20 protein-coding genes and 2 pseudogenes are annotated in these 26,227 nt (G+C 71.7%); 17 read left to right on the top strand and 5 right to left on the bottom strand.

Annotated features, from left to right (window positions below; translation table 11 throughout):
- Window positions 1-97: 97 nt before the first annotated feature.
- Window positions 98-2,242 carry an alpha-galactosidase gene (locus ABTY15_RS23845; RefSeq protein ID WP_350598229.1) on the bottom strand — a complete coding sequence of 715 codons (2,145 nt, stop codon included), beginning with the start codon at window positions 2,240-2,242 and terminating at the stop codon, window positions 98-100.
- A 193-nt stretch (window positions 2,243-2,435) separates the two neighbouring features.
- Between ABTY15_RS23845 and ABTY15_RS23840 the strand changes: the two are divergent.
- Window positions 2,436-2,648 (top strand): annotated as a pseudogene (locus ABTY15_RS23840) (helix-turn-helix domain-containing protein); the annotation flags it as partial.
- Between the two features lie 458 nt (window positions 2,649-3,106).
- Here ABTY15_RS23840 and ABTY15_RS23835 read toward each other — a convergent pair.
- Window positions 3,107-3,217, bottom strand: a pseudogene (locus ABTY15_RS23835) (GntR family transcriptional regulator); the annotation flags it as partial.
- 307 nt (window positions 3,218-3,524) lie between these two features.
- Between ABTY15_RS23835 and ABTY15_RS23830 the strand changes: the two are divergent.
- Both ABTY15_RS23830 and ABTY15_RS23825 read left to right on the top strand, forming a co-directional pair.
- Entirely contained in the window at window positions 3,525-5,756 is a 2,232-nt protein-coding gene (locus ABTY15_RS23830; RefSeq protein WP_350598223.1) for an alpha-L-fucosidase, read from the top strand.
- Window positions 5,757-6,064: 308 nt separating this feature from the next.
- Window positions 6,065-7,486: a non-reducing end alpha-L-arabinofuranosidase family hydrolase gene (locus ABTY15_RS23825; protein ID WP_350598218.1), complete on the top strand. Its 1,422-nt coding sequence runs from the start codon at window positions 6,065-6,067 to the stop codon at window positions 7,484-7,486.
- 131 nt (window positions 7,487-7,617) lie between these two features.
- On the opposite strand, the gene xylA is transcribed toward ABTY15_RS23825, so the two are convergent.
- Window positions 7,618-8,790, bottom strand: a complete 1,173-nt coding sequence (gene xylA, locus ABTY15_RS23820) for a xylose isomerase (protein ID WP_350598215.1) — start codon at window positions 8,788-8,790, stop codon at window positions 7,618-7,620.
- Window positions 8,791-8,886: 96 nt separating this feature from the next.
- Here xylA and xylB point away from each other — a divergent pair, with 96 nt between their 5' ends.
- Window positions 8,887-10,317, top strand: a complete 1,431-nt coding sequence (gene xylB, locus ABTY15_RS23815) for a xylulokinase (protein WP_350598210.1) — start codon at window positions 8,887-8,889, stop codon at window positions 10,315-10,317.
- A gap of 24 nt (window positions 10,318-10,341) precedes the next feature.
- On the top strand, window positions 10,342-11,556 hold the full coding sequence (locus ABTY15_RS23810) for an ROK family protein (RefSeq protein WP_350598426.1): 1,215 nt from the start codon (window positions 10,342-10,344) through the stop codon (window positions 11,554-11,556).
- Window positions 11,557-11,602: 46 nt separating this feature from the next.
- Here the strand turns inward: ABTY15_RS23810 and ABTY15_RS23805 are convergent, their stop codons facing one another.
- Together ABTY15_RS23805 and ABTY15_RS23800 are read right to left on the bottom strand one after the other, a co-directional pair.
- Window positions 11,603-13,606, bottom strand: a complete 2,004-nt coding sequence (locus ABTY15_RS23805) for an alpha-amylase family protein (RefSeq protein WP_350598206.1) — start codon at window positions 13,604-13,606, stop codon at window positions 11,603-11,605.
- A 184-nt stretch (window positions 13,607-13,790) separates the two neighbouring features.
- Window positions 13,791-14,585 carry a FadR/GntR family transcriptional regulator gene (locus ABTY15_RS23800; RefSeq protein ID WP_350598202.1) on the bottom strand — a complete coding sequence of 265 codons (795 nt, stop codon included), beginning with the start codon at window positions 14,583-14,585 and terminating at the stop codon, window positions 13,791-13,793.
- 367 nt (window positions 14,586-14,952) lie between these two features.
- On the opposite strand from ABTY15_RS23800, the gene ABTY15_RS23795 reads away from it, so the two are divergent.
- The 12 genes from ABTY15_RS23795 to ABTY15_RS23740 form a co-directional block, all read left to right on the top strand.
- Window positions 14,953-16,317, top strand: coding sequence for an ABC transporter substrate-binding protein (locus ABTY15_RS23795; protein ID WP_350598198.1), 1,365 nt, complete (start codon window positions 14,953-14,955; stop codon window positions 16,315-16,317).
- Window positions 16,314-17,222 carry a carbohydrate ABC transporter permease gene (locus ABTY15_RS23790; RefSeq protein WP_350598194.1) on the top strand — a complete coding sequence of 303 codons (909 nt, stop codon included), beginning with the start codon at window positions 16,314-16,316 and terminating at the stop codon, window positions 17,220-17,222. Before ABTY15_RS23795 ends, ABTY15_RS23790 begins: the two co-directional genes overlap by 4 nt.
- Window positions 17,223-17,277: 55 nt before the next feature.
- A complete protein-coding gene (locus ABTY15_RS23785; RefSeq protein WP_350598190.1) occupies window positions 17,278-18,186 on the top strand; it encodes a carbohydrate ABC transporter permease in 909 nt (302 codons plus the stop codon).
- Window positions 18,187-18,221: 35 nt separating this feature from the next.
- On the top strand, window positions 18,222-20,222 hold the full coding sequence (locus ABTY15_RS23780; protein ID WP_350598185.1) for a DUF8034 domain-containing protein: 2,001 nt from the start codon (window positions 18,222-18,224) through the stop codon (window positions 20,220-20,222).
- Entirely contained in the window at window positions 20,219-20,566 is a 348-nt protein-coding gene (locus ABTY15_RS23775) for an L-rhamnose mutarotase (protein ID WP_350598181.1), read from the top strand. Before ABTY15_RS23780 ends, ABTY15_RS23775 begins: the two co-directional genes overlap by 4 nt.
- Before the next feature lie 42 nt (window positions 20,567-20,608).
- The gene (locus ABTY15_RS23770) at window positions 20,609-21,526 is read left to right on the top strand and encodes an amidohydrolase family protein (RefSeq protein ID WP_350598177.1); all 918 of its coding nucleotides are present in this window, start codon (window positions 20,609-20,611) and stop codon (window positions 21,524-21,526) included.
- Window positions 21,523-22,566 (top strand): zinc-dependent alcohol dehydrogenase, encoded by a 1,044-nt coding sequence (locus ABTY15_RS23765; RefSeq protein WP_350598170.1) that lies wholly within the window; start codon window positions 21,523-21,525, stop codon window positions 22,564-22,566. Before ABTY15_RS23770 ends, ABTY15_RS23765 begins: the two co-directional genes overlap by 4 nt.
- On the top strand, window positions 22,563-23,324 hold the full coding sequence (locus ABTY15_RS23760; protein ID WP_350598161.1) for an SDR family oxidoreductase: 762 nt from the start codon (window positions 22,563-22,565) through the stop codon (window positions 23,322-23,324). Before ABTY15_RS23765 ends, ABTY15_RS23760 begins: the two co-directional genes overlap by 4 nt.
- Window positions 23,321-23,950, top strand: a complete 630-nt coding sequence (locus tag ABTY15_RS23755; RefSeq protein ID WP_350598158.1) for a bifunctional 4-hydroxy-2-oxoglutarate aldolase/2-dehydro-3-deoxy-phosphogluconate aldolase — start codon at window positions 23,321-23,323, stop codon at window positions 23,948-23,950. Before ABTY15_RS23760 ends, ABTY15_RS23755 begins: the two co-directional genes overlap by 4 nt.
- Window positions 23,947-24,984, top strand: a complete 1,038-nt coding sequence (locus ABTY15_RS23750) for a PfkB family carbohydrate kinase (protein WP_350598153.1) — start codon at window positions 23,947-23,949, stop codon at window positions 24,982-24,984. The genes ABTY15_RS23755 and ABTY15_RS23750 overlap by 4 nt, the downstream gene beginning before the upstream one ends.
- Before the next feature lie 39 nt (window positions 24,985-25,023).
- The gene (locus tag ABTY15_RS23745; protein WP_350598149.1) at window positions 25,024-25,875 is read left to right on the top strand and encodes a fumarylacetoacetate hydrolase family protein; all 852 of its coding nucleotides are present in this window, start codon (window positions 25,024-25,026) and stop codon (window positions 25,873-25,875) included.
- A gap of 88 nt (window positions 25,876-25,963) precedes the next feature.
- Window positions 25,964-26,227 (top strand): SDR family NAD(P)-dependent oxidoreductase (locus ABTY15_RS23740; RefSeq protein ID WP_350598142.1); only part of this gene is annotated, 264 nt, incomplete at its 3' end.

Genomic DNA, 26,227 nt, shown 5'->3' with positions numbered 1-26,227 from the left:
CGAGCCGGAGTGCGCGGGACCGCGGCACACCGGTCCGCCCCGACTGCAAGGTCCTGCTCCTGCGGTCGGGGCGGGGAGCCCGGCGGTGGGCGGAGGACTATTTCTGCGAGGCCGACGGCTGCGCCTGCGCCTCGACCACCAACGCGTGGCCGGGGTGGTTGGCCAGGCCCGGGGCTGCGAGGCCGACTCGGGCGAGGTACTGGCCGGTGAGGGTGAGTGCGCTCGCCCGTCGTGCCCAGGCGGGCCAGGTGTGCTCGGGGGAGGAGAGTTCGGGGCGCACCCGCAGGACGTAGTGGGTCTCGGGGTCCAGGCCCGGGAGGCGTACGGGCGCTCCGTTCTCGGCGACGGAGGTCTCCAGCTGGACGTACGCGAAGACGGCGTGGGCCCGGTCCCGCGAGACGACGCCGTGGACCCAGGCGGCCGGGTCGGGGTGGTCGGTGCGGACGACGTCGCCGCCGTGGAGCAGCGGGCGCAGCTGCTTGTAGGCACCGACCCACGCGGTCAGCGCGGTCAGGTCGTCCTGCGACCAGTTCGAGATGTCGGATTCGATGCCGGCGTGTCCGAACAGGGCGGTGGCGCAGCGGAAGGCGAGCGTGGTGGCACGGTGGCTGATGTGGGCGGGGGCGGAGCCGATGTGGGAGCCGATCAGCTCGTGGGGCAGGAGCAGGCCGGTCCAGCGCTGGATGGCCTGGCGTTCGATCGGGTCGATGTTGTCCGATCCCCAGATCCGGTCGGTGCGTTCGAGGATGCCGAGGTCGGCGCGGGCTCCGCCGGAGGAGCAGGACTCGATCTCCAGCCCGGGGTGGCGGCCGCGCAGTTCGTCCAGGAGCAGGTAGACGGCCGTGGTCTGCGCGTGGACGCCGGGTCGGCCGTCGTGGACGGCGTCGGCGAGGTCGCGGTTGTGGTCCCACTTGAGGTAGTCGACGCCCACCTCCCCGACGAGGGTGCTGATCCGCTCCAGCAGGTAGGCGTGGGCGTCGGGGTGCGCGACGTCCAGGACGTGCTGGCTGCGCTGCTCGAACGGGAGGCGGTCGGGGTCGGCGAGGAACCAGTCGGGGTGGGCGCGGGCCAGGTCGGAGTCGGGGTTGACCATCTCGGGCTCGAACCAGAGGCCGAACTGCATACCGAGCCCGTGGACGTGGTCGGCGAGCGGGCGCAGTCCCTCGGGCCACACCTTCTCGTCGACGTACCAGTCGCCGAGGCCGGCCCGGTCGTGGCGGCGGTGCCGGAACCAGCCGTCGTCCACGACGAACCGTTCCACGCCGACCGCCGCCGCGGTGTTCGCGAGGGCGCGTACCCGTTCGGGGTCGTGGTCGAAGTAGACCGCCTCCCAGATGTTCATGGTGACCGGCCGGGCGGTGGCCGGGTGCTGTGGCCGGGCCCGGAGCATGTCGTGGAATCCCCGGCTGATTCCGTCCAGACCCGTGCCGGAGGTCGCGAAGTACACCCACGGGGTTCGGTAGGACTCGCCCTCCGCCAGCCGGATCTCACCCGCGTCCAGCAGTTCGCCGCCGCCGAGGACCGTCGTCCCGTCGGCCAGCCGCTCCGCGTACTGGACGTGGTTGCCGCTCCAGGCGGGGTGCACGCCCCAGACCTCGCCGTGCCGGAAGCCGAAGCCCTCGCTGCCGGCGAGCAGCAGCCCGGCGTCGAAGCCCGTGCGGCCGCGCCGGTTCTCCCTCGACCAGACGCCCTGCCGCAGCGGGGCGCGCTGCGGGGAACGCTCACGGGCCCAGCGGCCGGCGAAGTCCAGCAGTTCCGCGGCGTGGGCGGGCACCGGCAGCACGCACGCCAGCCCGTCCAGGGTGTAGGTGTCCGTCGCCGTGTTGGTCAGGGTGTGGCGCAGCCGCACCACGCCCTGTTCCGTCATCTGCAGCTCGGTGTCCAGCGCGAGCCCCGCGCCGGGGTCCAGAGCCCGCACGCGGACGGTGCCTCCCCGGCCGTCCCGGGCGCGTACGGCGACCGGTTCGGCGAGCTCGAAGCGCGTCGGGCGGACCCGGCCGTCGCGGTGCCCGGCGAGGGTCGGACGTCCGAACCAGCCCTGGCCCCGCCCCTGGGAGGGCATCAGACTCCCGGCCTGGTGGCGCGAGGTCCGGCCCATGGCGTCGAGTACCTGCGCGGCATCGTCGGCGCGGAAGCCGGGATCGACGCCCCAGTGCAGCACCCGGGGCATCTCGGCTCCGGTGGCGTCGAGCGCGAGGGCCGCATCACCGGCCGACAGCACGACGAGATTCGCCTCAGTCATCGGGGTCCTTTCGTGGATACCCCCGGCTTCAGCCGGGGGTGGGGGTACCTCCCGCTTGCGGGGGAGAAACGAAACTCCTGCGGAGCAGGGAAAGGAACTGCAATTCGCCGCGAAGGCGGACCGCAGTGCTCCGACCCGCAGATTTGATCTCCAATCCGTAGGCCAGCTGGTTTGTGAGGGTGACCGCAAACCCGTGAAGCGGGCGTTCAAGTACCGCTTCTACCCGACCGATGCGCAGGCAGCCGAGCTGTCGCGCACGTTCGGATGCGTTCGCAAGGTCTACAACCTGGCGCTGGCGGCCCGCACCGAGGCGTGGACGCCGCGTCAGGAGCCCGTCAACGAAAACTCCACCAGTGCGATGCTGACAGCGTGGAAGAAGACCGAGGAGCTGGCCTACCTCGGCGAGGCGCAGCGGTCAACGAGCCGTGTCCGGCGCGGAAGCGTCCTCGTCCGCCTGGGGCCGCGGCCGGAGCCGTCCGGCCGCGCGTCCGTTCGGTTCCGTCAGGAGTTCGGCTGGCGCTCGCACATGCCCCGGTCCGCCGCGTTCGTCGGTTCGGGCTCCCTTCGTCGGCGGGTTGGTTCCGCGCCCCCGCCCGACGGAGTGCACCCTCCAAGAGATAGCACGTTCGCCCTCGCGCTGAACATCCCATGTCCGATCGCCGGCCGGTTCACCTCCACTGCACGTCTTTGACGGTTGACGATATGTCAGGTTCCAGGGTTGCCGAGTCCGGGGTCTGCTTCTGCTCCGCCGGGCCGGACGAGGCTGGCATCCGTCACCGTGGCCCGGTGGGCGTCATCGCCACTCCCGCGCTGCCCGGCCCTCGACGCTCCCGACTCCCCGCGGAGTCGGGGGCGCGAGACCCACAGCGCCCGGAAGATCGCTTCGTGCTCGTCGATGGTTCGACCCGAGGCCTGGGTGTCGACCGAACCGCGCCAAGTGCGAGCGCGCAGCGTACGCCCGGAGATGCCCTCCAGGGGGTCCCCGTGAAGGGCGTGGCTCGCGGTGCGCTGACGGTCTGCCGGCAAGCTCCCGTACGACGGCGTGTCCGCTGTGGAGGCTGAAACATGCGATGTCTGACGCATAGCAAATGGGGCAGAATCTTTTATATATGGACAAAACTTTGAGGCAGCGATCGTATTCATCCCTGCACGCCCGTTGACATCAGGGCGTCACATGGACGAACTTCGTGCGTAACCTCCGGTGCCCAGGGGTGAGCGCGTCGCGCCGTACGTCCCCTTGGTCGTGCCTGTCTCCTCCGTCCCCCAGCCCAGGGATGTCCTCATGGCGAGTTCACTGAAACGACGTCAGTTCCTCTCCGCAGCCGCAGGTGTGGCTGCGGCTGCCATCGCCGGCAGTGGCCTCGTGGCCGGCGTCGCACAGGCGGCACCGAGCACCTACACTCCGGATTGGAACTCGGTCGACCAGCACCCGGCGGCCCCGGAGTGGTTCCAAGACGCGAAGTTCGGGATCTACTTCCACTGGGGGGTGTTCAGCGTTCCCGCGTACCAGAGCGAGTGGTACCCGCGGAACATGTACAAGGCCGGCAGCGCGGCCAACCAGCACCACATCGCGACCTACGGTCAGCCGTCGGCCTGGCCCTACCACAACTTCATCAACGGGGCGAAGGACCTCGCGGGCAACACCGTGCAGTTCGCGCCGAAGCTGAAGTCGGCGGGCGGGAACTTCGACCCCGACGAGTGGGCGCAGCTGTTCGTCGACGCCGGCGCCAAGTACGCCGGACCGGTCGCGGAGCACCACGACGGCTTCTCCATGTGGGACAGCCAGGTCAACGAGTGGAACTCGGTCGCCAAGGGCCCGAAGCTGAACCTGCTGCAGCTGTTCGCCACGGCCATCCGCGCCAGGAACCTCAAGCTGCTGGTGGCCATGCACCACGCGTTCAACCTCAACGGATTCTACGAGAGCGCCCCCGCGCAGTCGGACCCGAGCCTCAAGAAGCTCTACGGGCAACTGGACAAGTCGCAGGAGAACCAGCTCTGGTACGACAAGCTGAAGGAGGTGATCGACCGCGCCCAGCCGGACATCCTCTGGCAGGACTTCGATCTGAACATGGTCGACGAGACGCAGCGCCTCAACTTCCTGTCCTACTACTACAACCAGGCCAACTCCTGGGGCCGCGAGGTCGTCGCCACCTACAAGGACGGCTTCGACAACAAGGGCGAGGTCTTCGACTACGAGCGCGGTGGCCCGGCGGACCTCACCAGCCCGTACTGGCTGACCGACGACAGCATCTCCAGCAGCAGCTGGTGCTACACGCAGGGCATCGGCTACTACAGCATCCAGCAGATGCTGCACTCGTTCATCGACCGGGTCAGCAAGAACGGCAACGTCCTGCTGAACATCGCGCCGATGGCCGACGGCACCATTCCCCAGGCGCAGAAGGACGTCCTGCTCGGCATCGGCGACCACCTGAAGCGCTTCGGCGAGTCGATCTACTCGACCCGCGCCTGGACGGTCTACGGCGAGGGCCCGACGAAGATGGGCGGTGGCTCCTTCACCAACCCGACGGCCGGCACTCCCCAGGACATCCGCTTCACCCGCAACAAGGCCGGCAACGTCCTGTACGCCACCGTCCTGGGCTGGCCCGGCAGTTCACTCACGATCAAGACCCTCAGCTCGGACCGGATCAACCTCTCGTCGCTGACCTCGGTGAAGCTGCTCGGCTCGACCGCCGGAACCACCGTCGACCTGCCCGCACCGGTGCAGAGCTCCTCCGGCCTCACGGTCACGCTGCCCTCCTCCGCACCGTACAGCGCCTACGCGTACGTCCTGAAGCTCTCCTTCTCGGGCAGCATCCCGGACCTGCTGCCGCCGGCCGGCGCCGTCGCCTTCAAGGACGTCAACTACACCGGCGCCTCCGCCGCGCTGACCGTGGGCGAGTACACCGCGGCCGACCTGGCCGCGGCCGGTGTGGGCGCGGCCACCATCTCCTCCATCCGTACGTCCCCCGGCTTCCAGGTCATCGGCTACTCGGCGGACAACTTCACCGGTACCGCCTGGACCTTCACCGCCGACACCCCCGACCTCAGGGCCACCGGCAACAACGACCAGATCACCTCGCTGAAGGTCCAGTTCAACCCGTCGACGTACTTCCGGCTCACCAACGTCACCGACGGCCTCGCCCTGGACGGCGGCGGCAAGGTCGACTCCGGGTCCAACCTCAAGCAGTGGACCTGGGACGGCAGCACCAACCTCCAGTGGCAGGCGGTCGACGTGGGCGGCGGCTACTACAAGCTGGTCAACCGCACCAACGGCATGGTCGCCGACGGCTGGGGCGCCACCACCGCCGGCTCCGCGGCCCGGCAGGCCCCGTGGAACGGCGGTACCAACCAGCAGTGGAAGATCACTCTCCGGAGCGGTTACGGCTACTCGATCGAGAACCGCACCACCGGTCTGGTCCTCGACGGCGGCGGCAGCGTCGCGTCGGGCTCCGTCACCAAGCAGTGGACCTACAACAGCAGCTCCAACCTGCTGTGGACCTTCACGGCGCTGTAGACGCCGGCACCCGCGAAAGTCCTTGCAGCCATCTTGACGTGCCCAGGTCGGCGGGTATTGACTCCGCTCACCTTCAAGATCTCCTCCGCCTCCCAGCAGGAGGGCTCACTTCGACCCTGAATTGTTAGCGCTAACATACTTCCGGAGCTGTACTCCGCCCGCGCCGAATCGGGGCCTCTGAAGTCCGACGGGCAGAGGTGAGGCTTCCTCGCCGGCCGATCCCACCTCCTGGCGCGCCGTCAGGTAGCACACGTGTCGACGGCAACCGGACCGTGTGACAGCTCCATCCCTACAGATAGGACATCTCGATGCGTGGACAAAGTTCCAACCGCAGGCCTCTGTCCGTCGTGCTCACGGCCGTGATCGCGGCCGTGGTGGCGTTGGCGTCGATGCTCGTCGCAGCCCCGGCTCAGGCGGCCACCAGCGGCGCCTTGCGTGGTGTGGGTTCCGGCCGGTGTCTCGATGTGCCGAACGCCAGCCAGAGCGACGGAACTTTCCTGCAGATCTGGGACTGCTCGGGCGGGACCAATCAGCAGTGGACGTTGACGTCCGGCAACCAACTGACGGTGTACGGCAACAAGTGCCTGGATGTTCCGGGCCACGCCACCACGGCCGGCACCCGGGTGGAGATCTGGACGTGCACCGGCGGGGCGAACCAGCAGTGGCGGGTGAACTCCGCCGGCTCGGTCGTCGGGGTGGAGTCCGGGCTGTGCCTGGACGTCAGCGGCGGCGGTACGGCCAACGGGACGGCGGTGCAGCTCTGGAACTGCAGTGGCGCCGACAACCAGAAGTGGACCGGCCTGTCCGGGGCGGGCACCACGTGCGCTCTTCCGTCGACGTACCGGTGGACCTCGACCGGTCCGCTGGCGGAGCCGGTGAACGGGGGAGCCGCGTTGAAGGACTTCACCGACGTGGTCTACAACGGCAAGCACCTGGTCTACGCGACCTACTCCGACGGAACGTCGTGGAAGTCGATGGGATTCGCTCCCTTCACGAACTGGTCGGACATGGCCTCGGCCACCCAGACCGTCATGTCCTCGTCCGCGGTGGCGCCCCAGCTGTTCTACTTCGCGCCCAAGAACATCTGGGTGCTGGCCTCACTGGGGTGGGGGACCGCCTGGCCCTTCACCTACCGCACGTCCAGCGACCCCACCAACCCCAACGGCTGGTCCGCGCCGCAGCCGCTGTTCACCGGCAGCCTCCCCACTGGCGGCCCGATCGACCCGACCCTGATCGCCGACGACCAGAACATGTACCTGTTCTTCGCCGGTGACAACGGCAGCATCTACCGGGCGAGCACGCCGATCGGGAACTTCCCCGGCAGCTTCGGCTCCTCGTACACCACGGTCATGAGCGACACGGTGCAGAACCTGTTCGAGGCGCCCCAGGTCTACAAGGTCCAGGGTCAGGACCAGTACCTGATGATCGTCGAGGCTCGGGACGTGAACGAGCACCGCTACTTCCGCTCGTTCACCGCCACCAGCCTGAACGGCTCCTGGACCCCGCAGGCCGCCACCGCGAGCAGCCCCTTCGCGGGCAAGGCCAACAGCGGCGCCACCTGGACCAACGACATCAGCCACGGCGACCTGGTCCGCAACAACCCCGACCAGACCATGACCATCGACCCCTGCAACCTGCAACTCCTCTACCAGGGCAGGAACCCCTCCTCGGACGGCACTTCCTACATACAACTGCCGTACCGGCCGGGCGTGCTCACCCTCCAGCGCTGACCCTGCCCGGCCCGTCCGAGAGCTGATACTCAACGCCTTGAGGGACCCCGGCCGCGCGGCGGCCGGGGTCCCTCATCCTGCGCGCGTCGCCCCTACAGTCGGTAGGAGTCCCGGCTCGGTCGGGGATGCGGTCAGCGGGCGCCGAGGAGGTGTTCGAGGGCGAGCTGGTCCAGCTGCTCGAAGGCCATGCCGCGCCGGGCGGCGGCGTCGACGTCGAACTCCTCGAAGGCGGAGCGGTCCGCCAGCAGCCCGGCCAGGCCGTCCCCGGCCGTCGGGAGGGCCAGCTCGGGCAGGCGGGAGGCTTCGAGCGCGGCCCGCACCGCCGGGTCGGCCCGGAAGGCGCGGGAACGCTCGGCCAGCAGCAGGTAGTTGCGCATGCAGCCGGCCGCCGAGGCCCAGACGCCGTCGAAGTCCTCGGTGCGCGGCGGCTTGAAGTCGAAGTGCCGGGGGCCGTCGTAGCCGGCCGACTCCAGCAGGTCGACCAGCCAGAAGGCCTGCCGCAGGTCGCCCGCGCCGAAGCGCAGGTCCTGGTCGTACTTGATGCCGGACTGACCGTTGAGGTCGATGTGGAACAGCTTGTCGTGCCACAGGGCCTGGGCGATGCCGTGCGGGAAGTTGAGCCCGGCCATCTGCTCGTGGCCCACCTCCGGGTTGAGGCCGACCCGCTCGGGGCGCTCCAGCTCGTTGATGAACGCCAGCGCGTGGCCGACCGTGGGCAGCAGGATGTCGCCGCGCGGCTCGTTGGGCTTGGGCTCGATCGCGAACCGCAGGTCGTAGCCCTGCTGCTCGACGTACTCGCCCAGCAGGTCGAAGGCCTCCTTCAGCCGGTCCAGCGCGGTGCGCACGTCCTTGGCCGCACCGGACTCCGCGCCCTCGCGACCGCCCCAGGCGACGTAGACCGAGGCGCCGAGCTCCGCGGCCAGGTCGATGTTGCGGATCGTCTTGCGCAGCGCGTAGCGCCGCACGTCGCGGTCGTTGGCGGTGAAGGCGCCGTCCTTGAAGACGGGGTGGGTGAACAGGTTGGTGGTCGCCATCGGGACCTTCAGCCCGGCGGCGTCCAGCGCGGCGCGGAAGCGCTTGACGGTCTCCTCGCGGACGGCGTCGGCCGCGCCGAAGGGGATCAGGTCGTCATCGTGGAAGGTGACGCCGTAGGCGCCCAGCGCGGCCAGTCGCTGCACGGTCTCGACCGGGTCGAGGGCGGGGCGGGTCGCGTCGCCGAAGGGGTCGCGCCCCTGCCAGCCGACGGTCCACAGGCCGAAGGTGAACTTGTGCGCGGGGGTGGGAACGAGCGGGTCGCTGGACATGGAGCGGCTCCGGATCAAGGCCAGGGGGGTGTTTGTCAGGGCTCTCAACAAATTAGTATGCCGGGACGTCAGAAGGAACCCCCACCGGAGGAACGCATGGCTGAGCAGCGTGTCGTGATCGGCTTCGACAGCTCGACGCAGTCCACCAAGGCCATCGCCGTCGACATCGACACCGGCACCGTCCTGGGCCGGGGCCGCGCCCCGCACACCGTCAGCACGGGCGCCGGCCGGGAGAGCGACCCCGAGCAGTGGTGGCAGGCGCTCGGCGAGGCCGCGGCGGAAACCGGCTGGGCGGACCGCGCGGCCGCCGTCTCGGTCGCCGGCCAGCAGCACGGCCTGGTCACCCTCGACGCCACCGGGGCGCCGGTCCGCCCGGCACTGCTCTGGAACGACGTCCGGTCGGCCCCCCAGGCCGCCGGGCTCCGGACCGCGATCGGCGCGGCGGAACTCGCCCGCCGCACCGGCAGCGTCCCCACCGCCGCCTTCACCGCGCCCAAGTGGGCCTGGCTGCGCGCCAACGAACCCGCCGCCGCCGAGCGCGTCGCCGCCGTCCGCCTCCCGCACGACTTCCTGACCGAGCGGCTGACCGGGGAGGCGGTCACCGACCGGGGCGACGCCTCGGGAACCGGCTGGTGGGGTCCGAACGGCTACGACCACGACGTCCTCGCCCGCATCGGCCTCGACCCGGCCCGGCTGCCGCAGGTCCTCGCGCCCGGCGCGCTGGCCGGCGTGGTCCGCCCCGGGACGGCGCTGCGCGAGGGCGTGCCGGTGGCCACCGGCACCGGCGACAACATGGCCGCCGCCCTCGGGCTCGGCCTGTTCCCCGGGCAGCCGGTGCTCAGCCTCGGCACCTCCGGCACCGTCTACGCCGTCGGCCGCACCAGGCCCACCGACCCGACCGGCACGGTCGCCGGCTTCGCCGACGCCCTCGGCGGCTGGCTGCCACTGGCCTGCACGCTCAACTGCACCCTCGCCGTCGACCGCGTCGCCGCCCTGCTCGGCCGCGGCCGCGAGGAGGTCGAGGCCGGCGGCACCGCCGTCGTCCTGCCCTACCTGGACGGCGAGCGCACCCCGGACCTCCCGGGCGCCTCCGGCCTGGTCCACGGGCTGCGCCACGACACCACCCCGGGCCAGCTGCTCCAGGCCGCCTACGACGGCGCCGCCCACGCCCTGCTCACCGCGTTGGACGGCGTGCTGCGCGCGGGCGGCACGGACCCGGCGGGCGACGAGCCGCTGCTGCTGATCGGCGGCGGCGCCCGCGGCCGGGCCTGGCAGCAGACCGTCCTGCGGCTCTCCGGCCGGGCGGTCCAGGTGCCCGACGCGCAGGAGCTGGTCGCGCTCGGCGCCGCCGCCCAGGCCGCCGCGCTGCTCACCGGCGAGCCCGCCGACGCGGTGGCCCGCCGCTGGCGGACGGCCCACGGCCCGGTGCTGGAGCCGGTGAAGAAGGACGAGGACGCGCTCGAACGGATCGGCGATACCCTGCGTCGGGCCGGGGCCTTGCAGGGCGCCCCGGTCGAGAACCGGTAGGAGGAGCGGCACGTGACGGTCGGCATGGCGAGCAGGAGTGCTTCGAGCGGGCCCGCCTCGCAACAGGACATGCGCCGGCAGAACCTCGCGGTGGTCCTCGGCGCGGTCGCCGGGCACAGCCCGCTCGCCCGCCCGCTGTCCCGCGCGGACGTCGCCGGACGCGTCGGACTGACCAGGGCGGCCGTCTCCTCACTGGTCGACGAGCTGATCGGGCGCGGCGCGCTCACCGAAGCGGCGGCCACCGCCAGCGGGCGCGTCGGCAGACCCGGACGGGCGCTGGCCGTGAGCGACGAGGGCCCGGCGGGCCTCGGCCTGGAGATCGGCGTCACCCACCTCGGCGCCTGCCTGGTGGACCTGCGCGGCGAGCCACGCGCATGGCGCCGGGTCGAACGGGAGAACGCCGGCCGGCCGGCCGGGGAGGTCCTGGCCGAGGTCGCCGCGCTGGCCGCCGCGATGGAGGCCGAGGCCGCCGCCCTCGGGCTGCGGGTCGAGGGCCGGATCCTGGCCGTGCCCGGGGTGGTGCCGAACGAACCCGGCGGAGTGGTCGAGCGCGCGCCCAACCTCGGCTGGCGCGGGGTCCGGCTCGCCGACCACTGGCCGGACGCGGACACCGTGCCCGAACCGGAGAACGAGGCCAACCTCGGGGCGCTGGCCGAGTACTGGAACGCCGGGCAGCCGGTGGAGACCTTCGTGCACGTCTCCGCCGAGACCGGCATCGGCGCCGCCCTGGTCATCGACGGGCGGCTGTTCCGGGGCGCCCGGGGCTTCGCCGGCGAACTCGGCCACCTCCCCGTCCACCCGGACGGCCCCGGCTGCGCCTGCGGCGCCCGCGGCTGCCTGGAGCAGTACGCGGGCGAGGCGGCCGTGCTGCGCGAGGCCGGTCTCGCGGAGCACGGCCCGGGCGACGCGGTCGCCCTGCTGGCCGAACGGGCGGGCGCCGGGCACCCGCCGACCCTGGCGGCGCTGGACCGCGCGGGGCGCGCCCTGGGCCTGGCCCTCACGTCCGCCGTCGACCTCATCGACCCGGACGGCCTCGTCCTCGGCGGCGCCTACGCCGACCTCGCCGACTGGCTGCTGCCGTCCGTACGCGCCGAGCTGGCCGCCCGGGTCACCGTGCGGCCCTGGGCCCCGGAGGCGCTGCGCCCGTCCGCGCTGGGCCGGCGCGGGCCGCTGCTGGGTGCGGCGCTGACGACGGTCCGCCGGATCATGGCGGACCCGACCCTGCTGCCCGCCGGCTGACCCGGGGCCGGTGCCGCCTCACCGGTGAAGCGACACCGCTGCCGCGTCAGTCGTGCTCGACCACGACCATCGCGTGCCCGTCCGCGGTGGTGACCCGCACGTGGACGTACTCGCCGTCGTGTCGCCAGGCCAGCTCCTGCCCGGCGGGTTGCAGCCGCACCGAGCGCGGCGCGGTGGCGAGCCGGACGGCGACGGGCACGTCGAGGAGCGGGAACGCGTCGTGCACCAGGTCCAGCTGCGGGGTCTCCCGGGACGGGACGAAGCTGATCAGGTGCACCACGGTGCTGGTGGCGGTCCGGACGACGGTGGTCTCCAGGTGGACCGGCCCGCCGGCGCGGACCAGCGGGTCCGGCAGCAGCCGGTCCAGGGCGGCGCCGAGCAGCCGGCGGTACGTCTCCAGGCCGTGCTCGTGGAAGGCCTCCAGCAGCGGTACGGTCACCGCGGCCACGCCGTCGCCGACGACGACGGCCACGTCGTCGGTCGGGTCGGCCGGGGGCGTGTAGGAGTGGCCGCAGAAGCGGTCCCAGGAGCGCGGGAAGTAGGGCGCGACGACCCGGGCCAGGACCTCGGCACCGGGCAGCGCCCGGGCGGTCAGCCGGGAGCCGTGGCTGATGACCGGGAAGTCCTCCGGGACGCCGGGCACGCCCTGGCAGGCGAGGAAGCTCTCGCCGGCCGGCGCCGGGGCCAGGTCCTCGACCGGGAGGTCGGGCAGGGTCGGCTCGGTGCCGTTCCTGAGCAGTGCGGGCCCGACCAGCAGCACGGCACCACCGGCCCGGCGGTACGCGCTCAGGCGCTCGGCCAGGTCGTCGTCGACGGGGGTGCTCTCCGGCACCACGACGGCCCGGTACCCGCCCAGGTCGGCCGTGGGCGGGACCATGTCGAACTGGGCGCGGAGCTGCTGGAGCGCCCGGACGGCGCCGATGTTGCTCGCGCCGGGGTTGTCGCCCAGGGCGGGGTCGACCACCACGGCGACCTCGCTGACGACCCGTCCGCCGTCGAGGAACGGCTCGCACGCCTCGATGTGTCCGTAGGCCGAGCCGATCAGCTCGTACACCGCCCGCGAGGGCACTCCGCGCGGGTGCAGCACGTCGCCCACGCCACCGGTCAGACCGTGGCTCAGCATCTGGCTGGTCTCGTAGCGCAGGGCCGCCCGGGGCTTGAGGGCGGCGTTGTCCCCCCAGCTCTCGTGGAAGCGCCCGGTGTGGCTGAGGACGGGCAGTCCGAGCGGGCGGACGAAGCGGGCCACGTAGGGCAGGAACGCGTAGCCCCAGCCGCCGGTGGGCAGCCCCTCGATCTCGACGTGCCGCACGAACCGCCGCTCCTCGGGCAGCCCGGTCTTCGGCCGGCTGTTGAACCAGGCACCCTGGACGGCGTCCGCGGGCAGGGCCTTCTCCACCATGGCGGAGTAGCGGGCCATGTAGCGCCGCGCCACGAGGTCGGCGTAGCGGTTCCGGTGGTCCTCGTCGGTCGGGTCCAGGCCCTCGCGACGCATCCCGTCGACCGCCCAGCGGCTCGCGCTGGGCTGGTTCCAGCACATGTCGATGAAGATCCCGTCGACCGGGGCGAAGCGGCGCAGCACCTCGTCCAGCTGGTCGGCGAAGTAGTCGGCGTAGGGGCTGGACATGTCGAGGATGTTCCACGCGGCCTCGAACGCCGAGGCGCTCCAGCGGGTGATCTTGAGGTTCTCGTCGTGCGCGATCCACTCGGGGTGCTCCCGGGCGGCGTACTCGTCGACCTGGAGGGAGAGGTAGATCGGCGCGCGGATGCCCACGGCGTGCAGGGCCTCGACCTGTTCGGCGAGCAGGTCGAGGTCGGGGGCGAGGCCCGGGTGGCGCTCCGGCCGGTCGGTCCCGTAGTAGAGATGGCCGTGGTGGCACTTGGCGAAGACGGTGACGCTGTCGACGTGGGCTTCCTGGAAGGCCCGGGCGAAGGTCACCGGGTCGAAGTCCCGCCCCACGTCGGGGATGTCCGGCCCGGTGTGGAAGTCCAGGTGCACGGTGCGACGGGGGAAGCGGCCAGTATTGTGAGCGTTCACATCGTCGGGAGTCATGGGATGGGTCTATCGGAGACGCAGCCGCGACGTCCAGGGGGTCAGCGGGATGAGTCGCGAAATCGCCTGTCAGAGCGGTGAGTCGGAGAGTGGTGCGGTGTCCGGCCGATGGGTCGGGCGATCCTGCCCTGGCCGAGACATCGGATCTCTCGCTCCGTCGGCGCCGCTACCCGAACAGGCGCCGCTACCCGAACAGGCGTCGCTGGATCTCCCGCCGGTAGTCCTCCAGCGTCCGGTCGAGGTGCACCACCGTGGCCGCGGCCGCCTCGTCGGGTCGGCCGTCGCGGATGGCGCGGTAGATCGCCTCGTGCTCCTCGACCGCGGCCTTGGTGCCTTCGCCGAGCATGTCGTGGATGCCGATGGCGCTGGACTGGCGCTGGAGCCGGCGTGCGTCGCGCACGGCGCTGAGCAGGAAGGTGTTGTGCGCGGCGGTGGCCACGGCGGTGTGGAAGTCGTCGTCCGCCTGGTTGAACACGTCGACCTGGCCGTGCACGACCCCGTGCCGGCACTGCTGCATGGCGACCTCGATCGTGCGCAGCTCGGCCGGAGTGGCGCGGGTGGCCGCGAGACTGCTGGCGGCCGTCTCCTGGACCTTGCGGAACTCGAACAGCATGAGGACGTGGTCGAGGTCGACGGGGCGGAAGAACCCGCCCCAGCGGCTGGAGATGAGCATCCCCTCGTCGTCCGCGACGAACAGACCGCGCCCCTTGTGCGCCCGGACGCGGCCGAGTGCGGAGAGGATCTTCACGGCCTCCCGGACCACTGCCCTGCTGGTGTTCAGCGTGGCGGCCAGGTCGTGCTCGGTGGGCAGCCGGTCGCCCGGGGTCAGGCGCATCTCGGCGATGTACTCGAGGATCTGCTCCGACACGATCTCGTACCCGGGTCGGTAGTCCCCGCGCTCCTTGCCCGGGCCGTTCACCGCCGCCGCGGGCGCGGCCTGCGCGGGCAAGGCCGTTTCGGTCGTGGGCGTGTCGTTCATCTGTCCTGCCTCCGGGTGGCTGGCGTGCGGTGCGACTGATCGTTGTGGAGCTGGTTCATCGTAGCGCAGGGAGCAATGAGTCCTACTCATTCTGGCGAGATCATTGGCGCGGATTCGGGATCCAAACTCGGACAAATGCTGTCTTAGGTCGCATCAGCGCGGCTTGAGGTCGGGCGGCCGGTCCGAAACTGCTCGGAATATCGGTGCTTGAACTCTTGACGATCCCCTCGATAGGGCGGCTAATTTATCCACACCGAGGGCGGGCAGTGGAACGGCAGCCCTCGGTGCCGACGCCCGACCGGGACGGCCCGGCGTCACCCCACCCCCACCTCCCGACCTGTTCGGGGCTTCTGCAGTGGAGTCGCAAATGACCGTCAACAAGCCTCTGGCCGGCAAGGAAGCAGTGTCCGGGACGAGACGATCGGTGTTGCTGGCCGCCTGTGCGGTCACCCTGGCCATGTCCGTGGCCGCCTGTAGCGGCGCCACTCCCGACAAGACCACCACCAAGGACGGCTTCGCCCAGGCGGCGCAGAAGGACGGAGCGGTGACCGTCTGGGTCGACGCGACCCGCGTGCCCGCCGCGAAGCAGTACCAGCAGCTCCACCCCGAGGTGAAGCTGGACATCGTCACCTACGACGGCGACGCCAACGGCTCGAACTACCTCCAGACCAAGGTCCAGCTCTTCAACCGGACCGGCAAGGGGTGGCCCGACGTCGTCTTCAGCTCCCAGAACAACGAGGCGACCTGGGCGGTCGACGCGGGCTTCGCGGCGCCGCTCGACAAGGGCCTCATCCCGGCGGAGACCCTGAGCGGGTTCGCCAAGGGCGCCAACGACGTCTGCACCGTCAACGGCACCGTCTACTGCCTGCGCAACGACCTCTCGCAGGCGGTGCTCTGGTACAACGCCCCGCTGATGCAGCAGTTCGGCTACACCGTCCCGAAGACCTGGGAGGAGTACCAGCAGCTCGGCGAGAAGGTGGCCGCCGAACACCCCGGCTACCTGGTGGGCGACGCCGGCGACTCCTACACCCCCGAGATCTACCTCTGGGCGAGCAAGTGCGAGGCCAACCACATCACCGGCCCCAAGGCCGTCACGGCCAACACCGGCGGTGCGAACTGCACCAGGATGGCCAACCTCATGGACGGGCTGATCAAGAACAAGTCCATGTCCGTCAGCGGCGTCTTCAGCACCGACTTCGCCAAGAACCAGGCCGGCAAGGTCCTGCTGATGCCCGGCCCGGCGTGGTACGGCGGCGCGGTGTTCAAGGACACCCTGAAGCTCCCGGAGAAGACCATCGGGGTGGCCCCGATCCCGCAGTGGCAGGGCGAGACCGAGCCGTCCACCGGCAACGTCGGCGGCGGCACCTGGGTGCTGTCGCAGCACTCCACCCACCTCAAGGCGGCCACCGACTTCCTGAAGTGGGTCACCACCGACAACGCCTACCAGGGCGAGAAGTCCCCCGGCTTCCCGGCGTACGCGCCCGCCGCCGAGAACTGGCTGAAGGCGCAGGCCGCCTCCGGCTACCTCGTCGGTGACCTCGGCGCCCTCAAGGACGCCTCCGCCCAGGTGTGGCCGGGCTGGGGTTCGGGCCAGTACAGCCAGGAGTCCATCTGGGCCGCCACGGTGAAGCCGGGTCTGACCCAGGGTCAGACCATCGTCTCCCTGCTGCCCGCCTGGCAGGACTCCATCGTCAAGCACGCCGAGTCGTTCGGATACAAGGTTTCTCAGTGACCACCACCGTCTCCCCGGCCGGCTCCGGCCGGCGCCCCCGTGGCGCCGGCCGGAGCTGGGCCGGTCCGGCCTTCGTCGCCGGCTACGTACTCCTCCTGATCGCCTTCGGCGTCCTCCCGATCGGTTACGCGATCTACTTCGCGTTCACCGACGCGGGCGGCACGTTCACCGGCTTCACCAACTTCGTGACCACGGCGCAGGACTTCCGCTTCGTGGACGCGCTCGGGCACGTGGCGGTCTACCTGCTGTTCTGGCTGGTCTCGCTGGTGGTGTTCGTGGTGGGGCTGGCGCTGCTGCTGCACCGCGTGTCCTCCGGCCGGACCAGCCAGGCACTCCGCTTCCTGTACTACATCCCCGGGGCGCTGGCGGGCGCCGCCAGCGTGCTGGTGTGGCTGTTCATGCTCGACCCGACGGTGAGCCCGGTCAGTTCGCTGCTGGGGGCCCTCGGGTTCGACACCTTCGGCAAGGTCATCGCCCCGGACAACCTGCCGGTGCTGTTCACCGTCATCGCGTTCTGGACCGGCGCGGGCGGCTGGATCGTCGTCATGTACGGCGCGCTCAACAACATCCCCACCGACGTTCTGGAAGCCGCGCGGATCGACGGCGCGGGTGCCTGGCAGACCGCCTGGCACGTGCAGATCCCGATGCTCCGCAAGTGGATCGTCTACATGGTGATCCTCGCCTTCGCGGGCGGCGCCCAGCTCTTCGTCGAGCCCCAGCTGCTCTCCCTGGCCAGCGTGGGCGTGGCCGGTCGCGACTACTCGCTCAACCAGCTGACCTACGACTTCGCCTTCCAGATGAACAACATCAACGGTGCCGCCGCGGTCTCGATGGAGCTCCTGGTCGTGAGCGTGTCGGTGGCCGGCATCTTCGTCGCACGATCGAGGTTCTTCGATGCCGACTGAGACTCCCGCCACCCCGACCGCCACCGCGCCACACACCGAACGGGAACCGAGCGCCATGAGCCGAACCGCACCCCGGACGTCCCGGCGGGCCCCCGGATCCGTGAGCCAGGCGTCGTACCGGCTGCTGGCCGGTTCGATCCTGACGGCGTTCGTGGTGTTCTTCGTCCTGCCGGTGCTCTGGCTCCTCCTCGCGGCGACCAAGACCGACCAGCAGCTGGTCCACGACAACCCGCTCTCCTTCGGCTCCTTCGGCACGCTCGCGGACAACTGGCAGGCGCTGTCCGCCTTCCAGGACGGCGCGATCCTCCAGTGGCTGGGCAACTCCGCCCTGTACGCCGTCGTCTCCCTGGTCATCACGCTCTGCGTGTCGGTGCCCGCCGGGTACGCGCTGGCCATGACCGAGTTCCGCGGCCGCAAGACCCTGTTGGTCACCACCCTGGTCGTCATGCTGATGCCGACCGCCACGCTGGTGGTGCCGCTGTTCCTGGAGCTCAACGCGGCGCGCCTGATCGGCACGATGTGGTCGATCATTCTGCCGTACGCGTTCTACCCGTTCGGCGTGTACCTGACATACATTTACTTCACCACCGCCGTACCGAAGGACCTGTTGGCGGCCGCCCGGATGGACGGCTGCTCCGAGTTCGGCGTCTTCCGCCACATCGCACTGCCGCTGGCGACCCCGGTGATCGCGCTCGTGGGCTTCTTCAGCTTCGTCGCCAACTGGACCAACTACTTCCTGCCCTACGTGATGCTCCCCGAGAGCGACCAGATGCCGGTCCAGGTGGGCGTGGGCAACCTGCTCACCAGCGTGCCGCAGTTCAACCCGGCCGCCGGTGATGCCGCGATCGAGCGCCCGCAGCTGGCCCTCGCGACGCTGGTCGCCATCACCCCGGTACTCGTGGTCTTCCTCTTCGCCCAGCGCTTCCTGGTCAGCGGCATGCTCGCCGGCGCCACCAAGGAATGACGCTCGAGCCGCCACCCCGATCGGAGATCCTCCCCATGTCCCACAGCTCCACCGACCCCTCCCCGGGCGAGGACGCCGCAGCGCCCCGGCCCGAGATCCAGGCCGGGGTGCCCCTGCTCGAACCGCCCGGCTGGGCACTGGCGCAGCGCGCGCTGTTCGACCTGCTCGACCACGGCTGGCGCCGCTTCGCCCGTGACTTCACCGGCCCCGACGGCCGGCTGAACTACACCGGCCGGCTGACCACCCGGGACGGCGTCGACGACTTCTACGAGGTCTTCTTCAACTGGCCGCAGCTGTACCTGCTCGGCGGCGCCGACGACCTCCTGGCCGCCAGTGAGAAGCACTGGGAGGGCGTGACCAGGCACCTCACCGAACTGGACATGCTCAAGGACGAGTACGAGCGCGGCTACGACTGGTTCCACCAGGGCGAGAGCCTGCTGCTGCTCTACTTCCTGTGCATGGCGGACCCCGAGCGCTGGTCCGAGCGCGCCCTGAGGTTCGCCGAGCTGTACGTCGACCCGGCCCACGGCAACTGGGACCCGGCGCACCGCATCGTCACCCGCCCGCACAACGGCAGCGACCCGGACCGTACGGGCGTGACCGACGGCGACGTCTACCCGTGGCTGCAGAAGGAAGCCGACACGTACGGCTACCCGCTCGAATGGCTCCCCGAGGCGCAGGACGGCCCGTACCCGCTCTCCTCGGACCCGCGGCTCGGGGCGCAGATGCGCGAGCGGATCGGTGTCGGCGACACCGCGGTCAACCTCGCCGCGGCCGGTCTCGTCCTCAACGCCTGGGTCCTCACCGGCGAGCAGCGCTACCGCGACTGGATCGTCGAGTACGTCGGCGCCTGGCGCGAGCGCACCGAGGCGAACGGCGGCCTCATCCCGGACAACGTCGGTCCGGACGGGGTCGTCGGCAGCCGGCTCGAAGGCCGCTGGTACGGCGGCCACTACGGCTGGTCCTGGCCGCACGGCTGGCACAGCGTGGGCCACGCGGCCTGCGTGGCGGCGATCGCCGCCGCGGTGGCTACCGGGGAGGACGACTACCTCTCGATGGTGGGGACCTCGCTCGACGACGTCATCTCCCGGGCCAAGCTGATGCCCTTCACCGAGGCGGACTCCAGCCTGCGGTCCAAGTGGGCGGTCGAACTCGCGGGGGACACCGACAAGCCGACGCTCCACCTCCCGTTCCGGCGCAACGACTCCGGCTGGTTCGACTACAACCCCGTCACCCTGCCGGTGCCGATGGCGTTGTGGCACCACACCGCCTCGGACACCGACCGCGCCCGCATCGAGAAGCTGCGCGAGGCGGACGAGCTGGACTGGAGCACCGTGCGGTCGTTCCGGGCCAAGGAGGAGTCCGGGCACGAGAAGGCGTGGTTCGCGTTCCTCGCCGGCGACGACCCCGACTACCCCGAGCGGATCCTCGCCGCCGCCCAGGCGCAGGTCCGGCACCGGCTGCGGCGGATCGACCGCTACCGCGACCTGGAGGTGGACGAGGCCGACATCCACGTCTGGCAGCAGTGCAACCCGGTGGCCACCGAGGCCCTCGTCCAACTGACCTGGGGCGGCCCCCAGGTGCTCTACAACGGCGGTCTCCAGCAGGCCCGGCTGCGCTACCACGACGCCCAGGCCCGCCGCGCGGGGCTGCCGCCGGACGTGGCCGCCCTGGTCACCTCCATCGACCCCGAGGCGACCACCGTCGAGCTGGTGAACCTCTCGCCAGAAAAAGATCGGACGATTATCATTCAGGCGGGCGCCCTCGCCGAGCACGCCATCGTCTCGGTCCGGTACACGACGTGTACGGACGAGGGATGGATCGGCGACATGTACGACTACGGCCACACCGAGCCGGTGGTCGGCGAGTCGGAGACGGCCTGCGACGACGCCTACCTGACGGTGCGGTTGCCCGCGTCCACCCGGATCCGGCTGGCGCTCCGACTGGAGCTCCGCGCCCGTACCCCCAGCTATCGTTCGCCCTTCGGCACCTCGGCCGACGCGTCGAACGCCGAAACATCGGAGGAATCCGCATGAGGCGCTTCGCCCAGACCATCAGGCTCCGCCCCGAGTACCGGGAGAAGTACCTCGAACTCCACTCCGCCGTCTGGCCCGGCGTCGAGGCGGCCCTCCACCGGGCGCGGATCCGCAACTACAGCATCTACCTCCACGGCGACGTGCTGTTCGCCTACTTCGAGTACCACGGCGAGGACTTCGACGCCGACATGGCGGAGCTCGAAGCTGACCCGGTGACCCAGGAGTGGTGGACGCACACGGACCCCTGCCAGGAGCCCTGGCCCGACCGGGGCGACTCCCGCCAGTGGACCGAACTCCCCGAGGTCTGGCACCTGGGCGAGCCCGCCGACCCCACCGCCGGCTGACCAAGACCCGCGCCGGACCGACCACCCGAACCGGAGCCTCCAGTGACCTCCCCGCCACCCCCGGGACTCATCGACGCCCACCACCACCTCTGGGACCTCGACCAGCGGCCGCAAGCCTGGCTCGACGACCCCGAACTCACCTCGATCCGCCGTACGTTCACCCCCGACGACCTGCGCGCCACCGCCACCCAGGTGGTGGCCGGCCGGCGGCTGCACAGCACGGTCGTCGTGCAGTGCATCCCGGACGTGCCCGAGACCGAGGACCTGCTCGCGCTCGCCGCGCGGGACCCGCTGATCGCGGCCGTGGTCGGCTGGGCGGACCTCACGTCCCCCGCGGTCGGTGACGAGCTCGACCGGCTGCTCGCCGGACCGGGCGGCAGCCACCTCCGCTCCCTGCGCCACCTGGTCCAGGGCGAGTCGGACCCGGACTGGCTGCAACGCCCGGACGTCGAACGCGGGTTGGCGGCGGTCCGGGACCGCGGCCTCGGCTACGACGTGCTCGTCCGCAGCCACCAGCTCGACCAGGCGATCCGGCTGGCCGAACGCCTCCCCGACCTGCCCCAGGTGCTCGACCACGCGGGCAAGCCGGACCTCGCCCGCGGCGAACTGGCGGACTGGGAGCGCCGGTTGCGCCGGCTGGCCCGGCACCCCCAGGTGGTCTGCAAGGTGTCCGGACTGATCACCGAGGCCGACCACGACTCCTGGACCATCGCCGACCTCCGACCGGCGTGGGACGTCCTGCTGAGCGCCTTCGGCCCCGACCGGCTGATGTTCGGCTCGGACTGGCCGGTGGCGAACCTCGCGGGCGGCTGGAACCGCTGGGCCGCCACGGTGCACGTCCTGCTCGACGACTGCTCCGCCGACGAGACCTCGGCGATCCTCGCGGGCACCGCGACCGCCTTCTACCGCCTCACCCGCACCGAACTCACCCGTACCGAAGAGACTCGGGACTCACGATGACGCTCGCTGTTCGCTACACGGCCGCCCGCACGCTCGACACGGCTCCGGTCGAGCCGGCCGAGCCCGGCCCCGGCGAGGTGCTGCTGGCTCCCGCCTACGTCGGGATCTGCGGCACCGATCTGCACATCTTCCACGGCGACATGGACGCCCGGGTCGCCACGCCGGCCGTCCTGGGCCACGAGATGTCCGGCCGCGTGCTCAAGGTCGGCGCCGGGGTGGAGGGCTGGCAGCCAGGGGACGCGGTGACGGTGATGCCGCTGCGCTGGGACGCCACCTGCCCGGCCTGCCGGAGCGGCCACCAGCACGTCTGCCAGAACCTGGACTTCATCGGCATCGACTCGCCCGGTGCGATGCAGCAGCGCTGGACGGTCCCCGCCACCACGCTCGTCCGACTGCCGGACTCCCTCCCGCTGGACCGGGCCGCGCTGGTGGAGCCCACCGCGGTGGCCGTGCACGACGTCGGGCGGGCCGAGGTGCGGGCGGGGGAGCGGGTCGTCGTCGTGGGCGGCGGTCCGGTCGGGATCCTGATCGCGCTGGTGGCCCGGGCGGCCGGGGCCGAGGTCCGGGTGGTGGAGCTGAGCGCCCACCGGCGGAAGCTGGCCGAGGAGTCGGGCCTCGCCACCTGGGACCCGGCGGCCGAGAACGTCGTCGAGGCCGTGCAGGAGTGGACCGACGGCGCGGGCGCGGACGTCGCGTTCGAGGTGTCCGGTGCGGCGGCCGGCGTCGACACCGCGGTGGAGGTGCTGGGCGTGCGCGGCCGGCTGTGCCTGGTGGCGATCCACCCCCGGCCCCGCGAGGTGAACCTGCACCGCTTCTTCTGGCGCGAACTCACCCTGGTGGGCGCCCGGTTGTACGACCGCTCCGACTTCGAGCGGGCGGTGGCGCTGGTCGCCGACGGCACCATCCCGGCCGAGCGGCTGATCAGCAAGGTCGTGCCGCTCACCGAGGCGCCCGCGGCCTTCGAGGCCCTGGAGGGCGGCGGCGACGTGATGAAGATCCTGGTGGACTGCACCGGCGACACCCAGGGAGCCGCCGCATGAACGCCTTCGACCTGACCGGCCGGCTGGCCGTCGTCACGGGAGCCCGGCGCGGCATCGGCCGGGCCATGGCCCGCGCCCTCGCCGAGGCGGGCGCGGACGTCATCGGCGTCAGCGCCAACCTGGAGGAGAGCGGCAGCGAGGTCGAGAAGGACGTCCTGGCCGCGGGCCGCAGCTTCGAGGGGCTCCGCACCGACTTCGCCGACCCGGACGCGGTGTGGGCCCTGGGCGCCGACCTCGCGGGCCGCGAGCGGCCGATCGACATCCTGGTCAACAACGCCGGTACCATCCGCCGCGCACCGGCCGCCGAACACCCCGACGCGGACTGGGACCTGGTGCTCCAGGTCAACCTGAGCGCGCAGTTCGCGCTGGCCCGGGCGGTGGGCGGGGCGATGGTCGCCCGCGGCCAGGGGAAGATCATCTTCACCGCGTCGCTGCTCAGCTACCAGGGCGGCATCACCGTTCCCGGCTACACCGCCGCCAAGCACGGCGTCGCCGGCCTGACCAAGGCGCTGGCCAACGAGTGGGCGGGGCGCGGCGTCAACGTCAACGCCATCGCGCCGGGCTACATCGCCACGGACAACACCCAGGCGTTGCAGGACGATCCGGCGCGCAGCAAAGCCATCCTGGAGCGGATCCCGGCGGGTCGCTGGGGCCGGGCCGACGACCTGGCCGGCGCCACCGTCTTCCTGGCCTCGGACGCCGCCGCCTACGTCCACGGCACCGTCCTGCCCGTCGACGGCGGATGGCTGGGCCGATGACCACCGACCTGGCAGCCGTCCTGGCCGGCGCCCGCGTCATGCCGGTGCTGACCGTGCGCGACCCCGGCACGGCCGCCCCGCTGGCCGAGGCGCTCGGCGCGGGCGGCGCCCGGTGCGCGGAGGTCACCTTCCGCACCCCGGCCGCCGAGCAGGTGCTCAAGACGATGGCGGCCCACGGCGGCCTGGCCGTCGGCGCCGGCACGGTGCTCGACCCCGAGCAGGCGGAGCGCGCGGTGGCGGCCGGGGCCCGGTTCGTCGTCTCGCCCGGCCTCGACGAGGACGTCGTCGCCAAGTGCCGGGAGCTGGGGGTGCCCGTGGTGCCCGGCATCGCCACCGCCACCGAGCTGATGCGGGCCCTGCGAGCGGGCCTCACCACCGTCAAGCTCTTCCCCGCCGAGCCGCTCGGCGGCCTGCCCGCGCTCCGCGCGCTCGCGGCACCCTTCCCGGACGTGCGGTTCGTCCCGACCGGGGGGATCGGCCCCGGCGCGCTGACCGGCTACCTCGCCGAGCCCGCCGTCCTCGCCGTCGGCGGCAGCTGGCTGGCGACGCCCGCGCACCTGGACGCCGGGGACTACACCGAGATCCGCCGCCTGACGGCCGAGGCCGTGGGGGTGGGTGCGCCATGACCGAGGTGGTGGCCCTCGGGGAGGTCATGCTGCGGTTCGACCCGGGGGAGGGGCGGATCAGCACCGCCCGTAGCTTCCGGGTCTGGGAAGGCGGCGGCGAGTACAACGTCGTCCGCGGACTGCGCCGCTGCTTCGGTCTGCGGACGGCCGTCGTCACGTCGCTCGCGGACAACGCGGTGGGCCGGCTCGTCGAGGACCTGATCCTGCAAGGCGGAGTCGACACCTCGCTGATCCGCTGGGTACCCGACGACGGCATCGGCCGCACCGCCCGCAACGGTCTCAACTTCGTCGAGCGGGGCTTCGGCATCCGCGGCGCACTCGGTGTCAGCGACCGCGCCCACACGGCCGCGTCCCAGCTGCGCCCCGGGGACGTCGACTGGGACACGGTCTTCGCGGCGGGGGTGCGCTGGTTCCACACCGGCGGCATCTTCGCCGGCCTGTCCGACACCACCGTCGAGGTCGCCGAGGAGGCGATGACGGCCGCCCGGCGCCACGGGCTCACCGTCTCCTACGACCCCAACTACCGCCCGAGCCTCTGGGCCGACCGAGGCGGGCCGGAGCGGGCCCGCGAGACCGACCTGCGGCTCGCCCGGCACGCCGACGTCATCGTGGGCGCCCTGGGGCTGGCGGGCCGCCATCCCGGCGCCGACCGCTTCGGCGCCGGCGAGGTGGCGGAGGCACTCGCCTCGGTGGCCGGTCTGCTCCCCGCGGCGCAGGTGCTGGCGACGACCCTGCGCGAGGTCCCCTCGGCCGGGGTGAACGACTGGAGCTCGGCCGCGTGGTCGGCGCAGACCGGTTACGTCACCGGCCCCAGGATGCCCGGGCTGCACGTCCTGGACCGCATCGGCTCCGGTGACGGCTTCGCCGCCGGGCTGATCCACGGCCTGCTCGCCGGTGCCGAGCTGGAACGCGCCCTCGCCTACGGCACGGCCCTCGGCGCCCTCACCATGACGACACCCGGAGACGTCGCCATGGCCTCGCTCGCCGAGGTCGAGGCGTTGATCGCGGGTGCCTCCGCCGCCGTCAGACGCTGACCGCGGCGTCTCGATTCCGAATTCTCGTTGGGAGTCCACATGAAACTGCTTCGGATCGGAGCAACGGGAGAGGAGATCCCGGCGGTCCTCGCCGAGGACGGCCGCGTGTTCGCGCTCTCGGAGCTGACCGGTGACATCGACGGGGAGTTCCTCGCCTCGGGCGGGATCGACCGGGTCCGGGCCGCGCTGGCCGAGGGCTCGCTGCCCGCCGTGGACCCGGCCGGTCTTCGGATCGGGGCGCCCGTCGCCCGTCCGGGGAAGGTGGTGTGCATCGGCCTCAACTACCGCGACCACGCCGAGGAGACCGGGGCGGCCGTCCCCGAGCGGCCGGTGGTGTTCATGAAGGACCCGTCCACCGTCGTCGGCCCGTACGACCCGGTGCTGATCCCGCGCGGTTCGGTGAAGACCGACTGGGAGGTCGAGCTCGCGGTGGTCATCGGCCGCGAGGCCCGCTACCTCGCCGACCCCGGCGAGGCGGCGGACTGCATCGCGGGTTACGCGATCAGCAACGACGTCTCCGAGCGGGAGTTCCAGCTGGAGTACTCCGCGCAGTGGGACCTCGGGAAGTCCTGTGAGAGCTTCAACCCGCTCGGTCCCTGGCTGGTGACGCCGGACGAGGCGGGCGACCCGCGGGCGCTGGGCCTGCAACTGGCCGTCAACGGCGAGGTGCGGCAGGACGGCGACACCAAGAACATGATCTTCGACGTCCACTACCTGGTCTGGTACCTGAGCCAGTACATGGTGCTGCGCCCGGGTGACGTGATCAACACCGGCACCCCGGCCGGGGTGGCCCTCGGTCTGCCCGGCACCCCCTACCTGCGCGAGGGCGACACCGTCGAGCTGTCCATCGACGGCCTCGGCACCCAGCGTCAGACCTTCGTCAACGCGTGAAAGGCACCACCTTGTCCGCAAGCACAGCGCGGATCACCGCCGTCGACACCGGCGACCTCCGCTCCACCCGCCACGAGGAGGCGCAGGCATGACGACGAAGGACCTCGACGGCCTCGCGGCCCTGGTCACCGGGGGCGCGTCCGGGATCGGCCTGGCCGCCGCGTCGCTGCTCGCCGAGCGCGGCGCGCGGGTCGCCGTCCTCGACCTCGACCCGGCGGCGGTGAAGGAGCCGCTGCTGGGCTTCGCCGCCGACGTCAGCGACGACACCTCCGTCCGTACGGCGGTCGAGGCCGCGGCCGAGGCGCTCGGCGGGATCGACATCCTGGTCAACAACGCGGGGATCGGTGCGGTC

Origin of the sequence: Kitasatospora sp. NPDC097643, from assembly GCF_040302625.1 — a bacterium.
Classification (GTDB): domain Bacteria; phylum Actinomycetota; class Actinomycetes; order Streptomycetales; family Streptomycetaceae; genus Kitasatospora.
The sequence above is the reverse complement of the archived record's forward strand: the minus strand, read 5'-3'. Positions and strand labels throughout refer to the sequence as shown.